Origin of the sequence: Pseudomonas sp. Root569 (genome assembly GCF_001427465.1) — a bacterium.
Taxonomy (GTDB): Bacteria; Pseudomonadota; Gammaproteobacteria; order Pseudomonadales; family Pseudomonadaceae; genus Aquipseudomonas; species Aquipseudomonas synxantha.
Window position 1 is genome coordinate 182586 of the sequence record NZ_LMGQ01000004.1, and the last position, 12634, is coordinate 195219.

Below are 12634 nucleotides of genomic sequence, written 5' to 3' on the forward strand. Positions count from 1 at the left end.
ACGCATCAGGATGACTGGCGCTTTTTAAATAAATCGGGAGGGTACCATCACCCATGCCGTTTGAATCGCGTACCCAACGAGAATAGCGAGTGCCTACAAACCTGAGTTAATTCAAAAATTCTAGTTTTTAAATGGTTTTTGTTGATCTAACAGCAAAGTTGCGCTCACACCCAGCAGGCCAACAAAACAGACGCATGCAATTATGATCAAAGTTAACGAGAATCCATACATATCTAATAGCCCTCCGAAAAGGGCGTAAGAGATTCCGATAATTACTGCATTTATTAAATTGGCAACAGAGAGGCAAGATGCTCGGATGCGCGACTCAACATTATTATGGATATATGTTTCATATGAGGTTTCATATATAGCAGGAAGCGACATGATTATAAGAAAAATGATAATTGAAGTAATAACCCCGATATTCATTGCCAAAATAACAAGAAGAAAAGTTACAACGCCAGTAGTAGCGAAGGCAATTTTTCCCAGCGTGAATTTAGAACATACAACCCCAGCAATCATGAACATCACTGCTGATATACCTTCAACGGATGCATAGATACCGGCAATGATAGTCACATTTAACCCCTGCATTGCAAAAAATGGTTGCCCATAGATGAATAAAGGAATTGTTGACAGTTCGAATAGAGCAAACCCAATAAATAAAGGCATAAGAAAAGCGCCTTTTTTGGAGTGAAAAAAATTGATTAGAGATATAAAAACCCCCGGTGTCGTTTCGTTTCCTATTTCACATCTATCATGGAAGTTCAGCGAGGCAGGCGGAAGCTTTGTTTCGGGAGTGAATGCGACCACAATAGCTCCAATAAATTTTGATATCGCAAAAAATATGTAAACGCTGTTCCAGGACAAAGTCTCTTGTAATACTCCGCCGAGAAGCATAGATAAGCCTAGCGACACAGCACCGACAGCACGGGCTCGTGATAATATTTTAGGATATTCATCAGCTCGATGTTCAGCTAGTAAGTTATCATATAGCAATGCCCGGTCTGAACCGGAGCCCATAGCAATACTTGCACCGAATAGGCAAAATATAATTGCGAAAGGAATAAAAGAGGAAAATAGCAAGAAACCAACGCCGCTTAAAAATAACCCCAAAAAACCAATGGCAAGAGAGAACTTGCGACCATAGCGATCTGCAAGTAAGCCAGATGGAATCTCTAAAGCTACGGCAGAAAAAAATAAAAAGGACTGAAGAGCACCTATCTCGCCTTGGGAGATACCTATTTGAAGCAAATAGAGCACGAATAAGCTTCTCTGAACATCCAGATTCATAAATATTGATAATGAATAATAAAAATTATCGTTTTTATTTTTTAGGAAATTTAATTTATTCATTTTAATTAAAGGTCTGTTTTTTTGTGAATTTAAAAGATTTTAAGTCTAAGCTCAAGGTGCACGCATTTACTTTGGAGTGACCAATGTTTGCCAAATATTGAAAAGCCTCCCACGCTATGAGGTTAGCGACAATTGAATTGGTTATACCATTCGACGGAAAACGCGCCGGAATAATTATTTCTTTACAAATACTCTGTACCTCTCTAATCCAGCGTAGATAGGCCTTAAATGAAGATCTATCTTTCAGAAGCGGCCCGAGGGTGCCGTTGTTAATACCTACGGCACCGAATAGTGCTGATGTGCCTGCTATTAATGCCGCATTGGCTACGTAAGCTTGAATAGCTCCCTTAGGTTCGTCAGCGCAACAAATTATTAAATCTGCCTCCTTGGCCAACTTCGCTAGCTGCCTGCTTGAGGTTATCTCACATTTAATAGCTCTAGCTTCCACTACTTGTTGATTTTCGATCAGTCGCCTGGCAAGTACATCTGCTTTATATTGGCCAATATCGTGTACGCCAAAAACAAATTGACGATTAAGATTGTTTGTGGTTACTTTGTCGAAATCAATCAAAATAAAACAACCAACACCTGAGCCCGCGAGGCTTTGTGCGACCAGCGATCCTGTGCCTCCGCAACCAACAACTACTATGGATGAGTTTCTTATTCTTTGACTCATTTCTTGGTTTGGTGCGACAGCTTCATTCCACGACCATTGCATAGTCTGTAACGGAGTCATCCCACTAGGTGGGGCAGTATGAATGAGATTAGCTTCTTTTAGTTCTCGAAGAAGGCTTCCCTCAAGCTCATTATCAAATTGCAATACTGTTCCTGTTGTACTGAGTAGATGAAGCAGCTTTGCGGTATACAAATTGAGAGAATTGATATTTTTTACACCGTTCTCCGCAATCAGTTTTAGTTGATTGTCATGGCTCAGAATGACTACATCACCACGTAACATCCATTTGTCTATTTTATTAAACAATGAAAAAGTCCTCAGTTACTTCGTTGAGCCTAAATGCTTAACAAACATAGCCATCGGCCTGTAAACCGTTTCAGCTAATAACATAGGTAGAGCTTCATGGCTGGATCTGGAGTAAAGTTTTAGAAAAATACATTTAATGAGCCTTAAGGATTCAGGCGAGGTATCCAAACCGGATATTTTTCTTTGAAATAGAGTCAGGCGTAAGCTCTTCTCACTTGCCGCATTTACTATTAGCGTCTTCAGTAGCTCTTCTTCTTCATTTGTGAGCTCTTGACAAAGCTGGCCACACTCCACAATTAGGTGAAGCGCCTTTCGTTTGTTTTTTTGTCTCGGTTCAATAAATGCTTGAAGCAAGCTCTCTGCGTGGCTCATTATCTCAAATGGACTATCTGACCGTTGATAGTTTGCAAGAATAGGGTAGGGGTAATAGGTAGAAAACGCAGACCATGATAATAGTATTATCGTATTCTGATTGGGGATTACATCTAGCGCTTTAGTTAGTCCGATGCCACGATACTGTGGATGTATAATAACGCGGAAAGATTGCAGTACAGATTTATTGATTTCTGAGAACTCAGAAAATATCTCAAATGCTCTAGGCCATGGGCGGATACACAAATTAACACCAATCACCTCGCCTTTAGAATATGCTGCGACAACATGGTCAACTAGAGGGGCTAGCATATCTATGTCATTTAGATTGTCATTCTCATAATGATAGCGGGAAAGTTTTTTATAATCGTCTATAGTGCTTTTTTTTATCGTTATTCCCAGGTCATCTAATGTATTTGTGTTTGTTGGTTTTTTATTATAGATGCGGTGATTTCCATTTGAACAGAGCACGATATGGATGTCAGGTTTTAAAAAATCGACGATGTCGTCATGGCAACTTGCAATAAAAGCATTTTGTTTGCTGGAGCGAAGAATTTTAGCTAAATTTATAGCGATAATTTGGGCTGTACACCTATCCAATCGTGTAGTGAATTCGTCAAGGATAAGTGGCCCTTCTCCGCTCAGTAAAGCTGAAGCAATAAGGAAACGTTCTTTTTGACCATCGGATAGTTGAGAGAAAGGACCAATCAGGATACGTGGCTCTCCTAACCCAAATTTTGAAAGATAACGGATGACTTCACCAGCATCATCACACGAAATAATGTCCGCAATTGGCTTCTCTTGATCAATGTCATTTGGTATTTTTTTTGTAGCTGAAAAATTCCGGGAAATATTTTTCAATAGTAAGCTTTTCCCCACGCCACTTGCCCCTGTTATTAGAATGACCCCCTCTGTAGGTATGTCTAAATTTAATAGTGACTCCCGCCAACCTTCCTCAGATAGACCGAAAGTTTTAATGATATTTTGGCAGACTTTGCTTGAGCTGTTCATTGGAGGAATATGTAAATCCACTTCCGCATGTATAATATTCATGATATGCCTTGCAGTGGGTTAGTTTTTTAAATTAACGTTGCTCAAACAAATGCTTGGAATGGCACCAATTGTCACGCTTGGGCATGAATCGCTTAATAAATCATCGAGCAATTGTCTATGTGCGCTATTGAATAGTGACGATTTTAATGTGCTGATATAAAGTTTATGGGCTTGTGATTGATTTCGCCAAACGGGGCATAGTATTAATGATGCATATCTTCCCCAAGCATCATCAGTTGGCCCAGAAACGATCATTAGTCGCATAGCTGCTTTAATTTTTGGATTTGAATAGCTGTCAGACACGGGTGTGCACGATATGCCGTTTTTATGTAAAGTTGTCGCAATTGACCAGGCTATTGTTGCGTTCGGATAATAATCGGAAAAAGCTAGAATAAGACCGTTTTTCGATGCTGTAGTCGACCAATCTAGCGTTGTTAAGTTTTTCAGCGGTTCTGGGTCATCCGATGGGGTTATAGCCTTTGCCCAGCCTACGTGTTCTCCGCAGTTGGTGTTTGTCAAAATATTATTAATTTCTTTGCGAAGTGGCTTTTTGTTATCTCCAACAAGCTCGCCTGAAAAAACAATAATACCTCTAAGAGAGGTTTTCTTAACTATGCGCAGGCCGCCTGCGGCTGGTGTTGAGTAAAATGGCGTAGCAGTATCCGCGGTCTGATTAATAATTCCTTTTTCGTAAAGAGTGACGTTTTCCTCAGGATTACGAACAACTTCTATAAGAATAGAAGGGATGCTATTGCTGGGGCAAATGGCCTCCCATCGATTAGGCGCAATTTCACAGATTTGTCGTGCTCCAGGCCATTTGCCATTCCGAAACGGTATCCATGTAGGAGCTGATAGTAATCCTTCAAAGGCTGAAACTCTTTCCTGAAAGCTGATAATAGCACTGCCGTCTTGTGCCAACCCTAGTTTTGCTTTACTCATAATTAGATGGCGAACAATGAAATCATGACTGGCCAAATGAATAAGCCCATTCAGATAGTCTTGTCCTGTAATATTATTATTTTTGCAGATGTTATTGGATTTAGGGGAAAGCGTGTATGTATGCCCCTCGTCCTCAATATTTATATCGCAGCCTCCTTCTATATTCACATTTGGTAGCGGTGGAGATGATGGTGCTCGTGGAGGAAGCGCTCCCAGACTTGCTAATTGCACTGCACCATAGTTACGAGGAGATTTCAATGGTCCAGGAGGTGCGTCCACGGCGATCCTGATGGGTTTGTTGTCCGTCATACCATTTCCTTACGTGTGCGGTGCCAGTGTGCTAGAAAAATTATTCGTCATTGGGTTGTCGTTCAGTAATCCTGTATGACATTGCCGCAAAAATCGTGAGTCATTCATGTGTTTATGTCTTGCCAATTCAACTTGATAGGTAGTAGCTGCGTAGATAATCTTCAGACTTCTTTAGTGATTTTTTAAGGTGCATAACATAGTTTTTTTCATGCTCAATAAAACCGCCAATTTTATGAGATAAAGGTGCGGGTAGTGTTTCTGTCTTCGATAACTCTTCCCTAGCATTCCTTCCTAAATCCTCAATTTTACTTAGTATTGGTAGAACGAATCCTCGCAGTTGTTGTTCAAAAAGTGGAAATCTATAAGTGTCTACATGTAAATTTTGAACGGCAATAGTAAACCCACAATTAATTACATTGTGCCACCATCCAGGAGGGATATAGAATGCATCACCTGCCGATACCGTGCCTTCAAAAATCTCCGCACCTTGCTTTAGCACTTTATTAGCAATTATAGGGTTGAATAAATTCTGTCCATTTGAAACTACAGATGCGTGGAGGGGTGACACCATACGTGCTGTTTTTTTACCCACAATCATAGTTAGGACGGAGTTTACAAAAAACGAGTCTGTGTGGAGAGGGCTTGATACTTGTTGATAGCCAATAATTAAATTTGTCGGGGGTATCGAAATAGAAGGCGGTAGTTTGTATAGCCAATTATCCGGAAAGCAAGGTAGCGTCATATCTATATCATCCAGAAGCTCCGGAAATTCGTTATGAAAGATCCATCCGCCCAGATAGGGTGGCTCAGAATTGTTTTTATTGTTGGTAAATTTATTTTCTTCTGCTAAGTCTATATAGTCTTTCAAGGGGATTTTAACTTGTTTCTTATAAGGCTCTTGCTGTTTCGACTTGTAGTAGCAGACAGGCACTTCTACATGTCCATAAGTGTTTCTGAAGAAATCTGCAGACCATCTTCTAATCGCTGGCCAATCTTTACCCATTCCTTTTAGAATTACAGGCTTTTCGTTCATGAGGTATTTTTTTTGGAATAGCATTGCATTGCTAGCATCAATGCTTTCAAGAAGTTTTATGTTTTTATTTGACAAAATAGTACTCCTTGCTTAATGAGTCGCTATTTTTAAAAAAGGTCAGTCGAATTGAGTGACCTTTTTTATTCTCCAACTGGCGAATGATTAACAGCGGCTAAAAATAGCTTGAAGCATCAATTCGTCGTCAGCTACGTCAGTGAAGAAAGAAATATCTTCACTTTCGTTGGGCGCAGAAAAAGTATTGTCCGGCTCTACTGCATACTCAATGATTTCTTGATTTTTCATTTTGTATTCTCATTAGTAAGTGATGAGGTAGTTGCAGTTTTTGATTAAGCAATCACTGCTTTGTTTAACGTTCTCGGTTCAGAGCAATTAGGAAGATCCTAGTTGAGCAGGGAAGGATCGCGTAATTTCTAAACCAAACAACGCTTACTTGAGTAAAGATCATGTTGCCGTTATTACGCAAGTATACGGTTCATGGTTTTATGTATCAGAGCATCCATAAAATGAGAAAACGACTGCTGCGATAAAATCCAGTAAAGGCTGGGAGCCTTACGCGGCGCGGTATTAGGAAGATTCCTACGAAAGCCTTCTTGTTTGGCTTACAGAAACAACTCTCAATACTTTAGGACGGTCTGACAAAAAAAGCCCCGCGACCGAATGGATCGCAGGGCTAAAAATTGGCTGGATGCGACCAACCAAAGGAGCTCTTTACATCACTTGCTGCTGGCGACTACGGTATCTGGCTGCCAACCACCACCCAATGCCTTGTAGATCGCCACGATGCCGCGATACAGATCCACTTCGGCCTGGGCCTGGGAATCTTCGGCAGCCAGGCGTTCGCGCTGGGCGTCGAGCAATACCAGGAAGTCCACGGTGCCTTCGCGGTAGCGGATCGCCGCGAGGTCAGCGGCGGCGCGGCTGGATTCGCTTTGACGGATCAGCGAGACCAGGCGTTGTTGACGCTTGCCGTAATCGCTGAAGGCATTCTCGGATTCTTCCAGGGCCAGCAGCACTTGCTGTTCCAGGTAATGCTTGGGCCCAGGGACCAGGCATTCGCCGCGGCCGAACCGATCTGCGAGCCCCGCCCGGCGGTGAAGCCTAGGAAGCCGCTGAGGCTGACCCGTGGGAACAGGTCGGCCTTGGCCACGCCGATCCGTGCAGTGGCGGCGGCCAGCTTGCGTTCGGCGCTGAGAATGTCCGGGCGACGTTGCAGCAATTGCCCTGGGTCGCCAATCGGCAACGCCTTGGCAATCGCCGGCAGGTCTTTGGGGCTCAGGTCCACGCTCAGCTTGTCGGGGCGCTGGCCGAGGAGGGTGGCGATGCGATTGCGTTCGCGCACTTGTTCGGCCTGCAGTTGCGGCACGCTGGCTTCCACCGCCGCCAGGCGCGCATCGGCACGCTCCACGTCGAGCTGATCACCGACGCCGGCATCACGCAGGCTGACGGTGATAGTGCGCGATTCCTGCTGGTTCTTCAGGTTGTCCAGGGCGATGCGTTCACGCAGTTGCGCACCGCGCAGCTGGCCGTAGGCATCTACCAACTCGGCAATCATGGTGACTTGCAGTTGGTACAGGTCGGCTTCGGCCACCTGCTGGTCGGCGTCGCTGGCTTCCAGGTTACGGCGGATGCGTCCAAACAAGTCCAGTTCCCAGGCCATGTCCAGGCCCAGGTCGTAGCGCTCGCTGTTGACGCGCTTGGTGGTCCGCCCGGGAATCTGGCCCTTGCCCACATCGCTGCTGGCGCGGGAGGTGACCACCGGCATGATGTCGTTGGCGGCATCATCGCGGATCGCCCGTGCCGCTCGCAGGCGGGCGAAGGCCACGCGCAGGTCGCGGTTACCGCTCAGTGACTGGGTCACCAGTTGGTCGAGGGTCGGGTCGTCGAATTGCTGCCACCAGATGCCTTCGTACTTGGCATGGTCGTAGCTTTTGCTGTCGGCGGCGGCGGTGATATTGGCCGCCTCCAACTGCTGGATCTTGTAGTCCGGGCCTACGGCACAGGCGGCGAGCGCCAAAACCAGCAAGCTCGGCAGGAATACTTTCACACTCATTGCTGTGTCTCCAGCTTCAAGGCCTTGGCCGCTTTGCGCGCTTCCTGGCGCTCCACATAGCGCCGGATCAGTACGTAGAACACTGGCGTCAGCAACAGACCGAAGAAGGTCACACCGATCATCCCGGAGAACACCGCCACGCCCATGGCATGGCGCATCTCGGCACCGGCACCGCTGGACAATACCAACGGCACCACACCCATGATGAACGCGAACGAGGTCATCAGGATCGGCCGCAGACGCAGGCGGCAGGCTTCCAGTACCGCAGCCAGCGGGTCGAGGCCCTCCGCTTGTTTATCCTTGGCGAACTCAACGATCAGAATCGCGTTCTTGCACGCCAGGCCCACCAGTACGATCAGGCCGATCTGGGTGAAGATGTTGTTGTCGCCGCCCGAGATGATCACCCCGGTAATGGCCGACAGCAGCGTCATCGGGACAATCAGGATCACCGCCAGCGGCAGGCTCCAGCTTTCGTATTGGGCGGCCAGTACCAGGAACGCCAGCAGCACGCAGAGCGGGAACACGAACAGCGCGGTATTGCCCGAGAGGATTTGCTGATAGGTCAGGTCAGTCCACTCATAAGTCATGCCGTTGGGCAGTTCATCCTTCAACAGCTTTTCAATCGCAGCCTGGGCCTGGCCGGAGCTGTAGCCCGGTGCCGCGTTGCCGTTGATTTCAGCGGTGATAAAGCCGTTGTAGTGCATCACGCGGTCCGGGCCCGAGGTGTCGCTGACCTTGATGAAGGTTGCCAGCGGGATCATCTCGCCTTTGTTGTTGCGCACTTTCAGCTGGCCGATCTGGTCGGAGTCCTGGCGGAACTGTTGCTCGGCTTGCACGTTGACCTGATAGGTACGCCCGAAGCGGTTGAAGTCGTTGGCGTACAACGAGCCCAGGTAGACCTGCAGGGTGTCGAAGATGTCGCTGATCGCTACGCCGTGGGTCTTGGCCTTTTCGCGGTCGATGGCGGCATCGACTTGCGGCACGTTGACCGTGTAGCTGGTGAACAGGCCGAACAGTTCAGGCACCCCGTGGCTCTTGGCGATGACGTTCTGCACTTCTTTATACAGCTCGTCATAGCCGAGGTTGCCACGGTCTTCGATCTGCAGGCGGAACCCGCCAATGGTGCCCAGCCCTTGTACCGGCGGCGGCGGGAAGATCGCCATGTAGGCTTCTTCGATATTGGCGTATTGGCCGTTCAGCGCACCGGCGATTGCACCGGCCGACATGCTCGCGTCTTTACGCTCGTCGAAAGGCTTCAAGGTCACGAACACGATGCCGCTGTTCGGGCTGTTGGTGAACCCGTTGATCGACAGGCCAGGGAATGCAATCGCGGCTTCCACGCCGGGCTGTTTAAGGGCGATCTCCGACATGCGCTTCATCACGTTTTCGGTGCGGTCCAGGCTCGCAGCGTCGGGCAGTTGGGCGAAGGCCACCAGGTATTGCTTGTCCTGGGCCGGTACGAAACCCGTCGGGGTGTGGGCAAACCCGAAGAATGTCAGCACCATCAGGCCGGCGTATACGAAGAGGGCAATGCCGCTGCCGCGAATCACTCGGCGCACGGTGCCCACGTAGCCATGGCTGGCCTTTTCGAAAAAGCGGTTGAATGGACGGAACAGCCAGCCACCGAAGAGCTTGTCGAGGAACCTGGAGAAACGATCCTTCGGCGCGTCGTGAGCGCGCAGCAACACGGCAGCCAGGGCAGGGGACAGCGTCAGCGAGTTGAACGCCGAAATCACGGTCGAGATCGCAATGGTCAAGGCGAACTGCTTGTAGAACTGCCCGGTCAAGCCACTGATAAAGGCGGCCGGGATAAACACCGCACACAGCACCAGCGCCGTGGCGATGATCGGACCGGTGACCTCACTCATGGCTTTTTCGGTAGCCGGGAACGGTTCCAGGCCCAGCTCGATATTACGTTCGACGTTCTCCACCACCACGATGGCGTCGTCCACCACGATACCGATGGCCAGTACCAGGCCGAACAATGACAGGGCATTGAGCGAGAACCCGAACAGGTGCATCACCGCAAATGTACCGATCAAGGACACCGGCACCGCCACCAATGGAATGATCGAGGCGCGCCAGGTCTGCAGGAACAGGATCACCACCAGCACCACGAGGATCAGTGCTTCGAACAGGGTGTGTACCACCGCTTCGATAGAGCCGCGTACAAAGATGGTCGGGTCATAGGCGATGCGGTAATCCATCCCCGCCGGAAAGCTCTTTTTAAGCTCGGCCATCTTGCTGCGCACATCATTGGAGATGTCGATGGCATTGGAGCCGGGACGCTGGAAAATCGGAATCGCAACGGCGGGCTGGTTATCGATCAGCGAGCGCAGTGCATATTGGCTGGAACCCAGCTCGACCCGGGCGATGTCCTTCAGGCGCGTGATTTCACCGTTGGCGCCGGCGCGAATCACAATGTTCTCGAACTCTTCCTCGGTGACCAGGCGGCCCTGGGTATTGACCGACAACTGGAAGCTGGTGTCACTCGGCGCAGGCTGGGCGCCCAGGGCACCGGCAGCCACCTGGCGGTTCTGCTCGCGGATCGCCGTGACCACATCGGTGGCGGTCAGGTTGCGCGAGGCGGTCTTGTTCGGATCCAGCCAAACACGCAGGGAGTAGTCACCCATGCCGAACAGCTGCACATCGCCGACGCCACCCAAACGGGCCAGTTCGTCCTTGATGTTGAGGATCGCGTAGTTGGACAGGTACAGCATGTCGTAACGCTGATCCGGGGAGGTCAAGTGCACCACCATGGTCAGGTCGGGAGAAGCCTTGTCCACGGTGATACCGATGCGTGTCACTTCCTCCGGCAGCTTTGGCTGAGTCCGCGTCACACGGTTTTGCACTTGCACCTGCGCGTTGTCCAGGTCGGTGCCCAGGGCGAAGGTGATAGTCAGGGTCAGTTTGCCGTCGGCGGTGGATTGCGAGGACATGTACAGCATGTTCTCGACACCAGTGATGGCTTGCTCCAGCGGCGCGGCCACGGTTTCACCGATAACCTTGGGGTTGGCGCCCGGGAAGTTGGCGCGTACCACCACAGTCGGCGGCACCACTTCCGGGTATTCGCTGATCGGCAGTTGGAACAGCGAGATTGCACCCGCGATCAGGATCAACAGCGACAGCACCGCTGCGAAGATCGGCCGCGAAATGAAGAACTTGGAAAAATTCATCTTGAGTCGTATCCCTTAACCGCGTGGAGTCGCAGTGCTGGCGAGCTTGGGCGCAGTCGTTTCCGGCGCCACTTGCTCCAGGTTGCTGGCTTCAAGCGCTTGTCGTTGTTGGGCCAAGGCGGCGAGGGTTTCCTTGCTGGCCATCGGAATGGTTTCCGGCGCGACCGGTGAGCCGGGGCGCACACGCTGCAGGCCCTTGACGATCACGGTGTCGTCCTTGGTCAGGCCGCTGCGTACGATGCGCAAGCCTTCGATCTTGGGCCCCAATTCCACTGCGCGGTAAGCCGGCTTGTCGCCTTCCATCACCAACACGAATTTCTTGCCCAGGTCGGTACCGACGGCTTCATCGTTGATCAGCACGGCGGAATAGGTGCCGCTGCCGACCAGCTTCAAGCGCGCATACAGGCCAGGGGTGTATTCGCCCTTGCTGTTGTCAAACACCGCACGGCCACGGATGGTGCCGGTGGACGGGTTGACCTGGTTGTCGACGAAGTTCATCTGGCCCAGGTGCGGGTTGCCGGTTTCGTTGGACAGGCCCAGATACACCGGGGTAGTGGCGCCGCGACGGCCTTCACGGGCCAGTTCGGTGTACTTGAGGAACACACGCTCATCGGCGTCGAAGTAGGCGTAGACCTTGTCGGTGGAGACCACACTGGTCAGCGCAGTGGTGTCGGCGGTCACCAGGTTGCCGGCCGTGATTTCGGCACGGCTGACGCGGCCGCTGATCGGCGAAGTGACACGGGTAAAGCTCAAGTTCAGGCGGGCCAGGTCCAACTGCGCCTGAATCCCGGCCATGGCAGCGCGGGCTTCCTGGGCGGCGGTGGTGCGCGAGTCGGCCAGTTCGGCGGAAATCGCATTGCTCTGGCGCAGGCGTTCGCCGCGCTGCGCTTCGTTTTCACTGCGGGTGGCGGCCGCCTTGGTTTGTGCGAGCTGGGCTTCGAGACGACGCACTTCAGCCTGGAAGGGGCGAGGGTCGATCTGGAACAGCAGGTCGCCTTTCTTGACCAAAGCGCCTTCTGTAAAAGCGACTTGGTCAATCTGGCCCGAGACCCGAGGACGGATCTGCACGGTTTCCGGCGCTTCGAGGCGCCCAGTGAACTCGTCCCATTCGTTGACCGGTTGTTCCAGTACCTTGGCTACGCTGACCTTGGCTGGGGGCATGGCGGCCGCTTGATCCGGGGTCTTGCCGCAGGCGCTCATCACCACCACGGCCAGGATCGCCAAGGGGAAGCGCAAATGTTTGAGTGACTGTTCCATGAGGTGCATCCGCCAATGTATTTGAGATGGGCGGATCATGCGCGGCGAGGTGGTATGTCACGAATCGAATGAAGCAAAGGTAACTA

The 12634-nt window shown here is 50.2% G+C and carries 8 protein-coding genes and 1 pseudogene; all 9 read right to left on the reverse strand.

Annotation, left to right across the window (positions count from 1 at the left end):
- Window positions 1–120: 120 nt before the first annotated feature.
- Window positions 121–1356: an MFS transporter gene (locus tag ASD70_RS05725; RefSeq protein WP_236708688.1), complete on the reverse strand. Its 1236-nt coding sequence runs from the start codon at window positions 1354–1356 to the stop codon at window positions 121–123.
- A 1-nt stretch (window position 1357) separates the two neighbouring features.
- On the reverse strand, window positions 1358–2314 hold the full coding sequence (locus ASD70_RS28165; RefSeq protein ID WP_082561407.1) for a HesA/MoeB/ThiF family protein: 957 nt from the start codon (window positions 2312–2314) through the stop codon (window positions 1358–1360).
- 39 nt (window positions 2315–2353) lie between these two features.
- A complete protein-coding gene (locus ASD70_RS28170; RefSeq protein ID WP_082561408.1) occupies window positions 2354–3763 on the reverse strand; it encodes a hypothetical protein in 1410 nt (469 codons plus the stop codon).
- 18 nt (window positions 3764–3781) lie between these two features.
- On the reverse strand, window positions 3782–5011 hold the full coding sequence (locus ASD70_RS28865; protein ID WP_156382909.1) for a hypothetical protein: 1230 nt from the start codon (window positions 5009–5011) through the stop codon (window positions 3782–3784).
- 127 nt (window positions 5012–5138) lie between these two features.
- The gene (locus tag ASD70_RS28175) at window positions 5139–6119 is read right to left on the reverse strand and encodes a cupin-like domain-containing protein (protein WP_082561409.1); all 981 of its coding nucleotides are present in this window, start codon (window positions 6117–6119) and stop codon (window positions 5139–5141) included.
- An 87-nt stretch (window positions 6120–6206) separates the two neighbouring features.
- A complete protein-coding gene (locus ASD70_RS28870; protein ID WP_156382910.1) occupies window positions 6207–6347 on the reverse strand; it encodes a hypothetical protein in 141 nt (46 codons plus the stop codon).
- A 431-nt stretch (window positions 6348–6778) separates the two neighbouring features.
- Window positions 6779–8115 (reverse strand): annotated as a pseudogene (locus tag ASD70_RS05730) (efflux transporter outer membrane subunit).
- On the reverse strand, window positions 8112–11291 hold the full coding sequence (locus tag ASD70_RS05735; protein ID WP_056845891.1) for an efflux RND transporter permease subunit: 3180 nt from the start codon (window positions 11289–11291) through the stop codon (window positions 8112–8114). Before ASD70_RS05735 ends, ASD70_RS05730 begins: the two are co-directional and overlap by 4 nt.
- A gap of 15 nt (window positions 11292–11306) precedes the next feature.
- Entirely contained in the window at window positions 11307–12548 is a 1242-nt protein-coding gene (gene mexE, locus ASD70_RS05740) for a multidrug efflux RND transporter periplasmic adaptor subunit MexE (RefSeq protein WP_056845941.1), read from the reverse strand.
- Window positions 12549–12634: the final 86 nt, after the last annotated feature.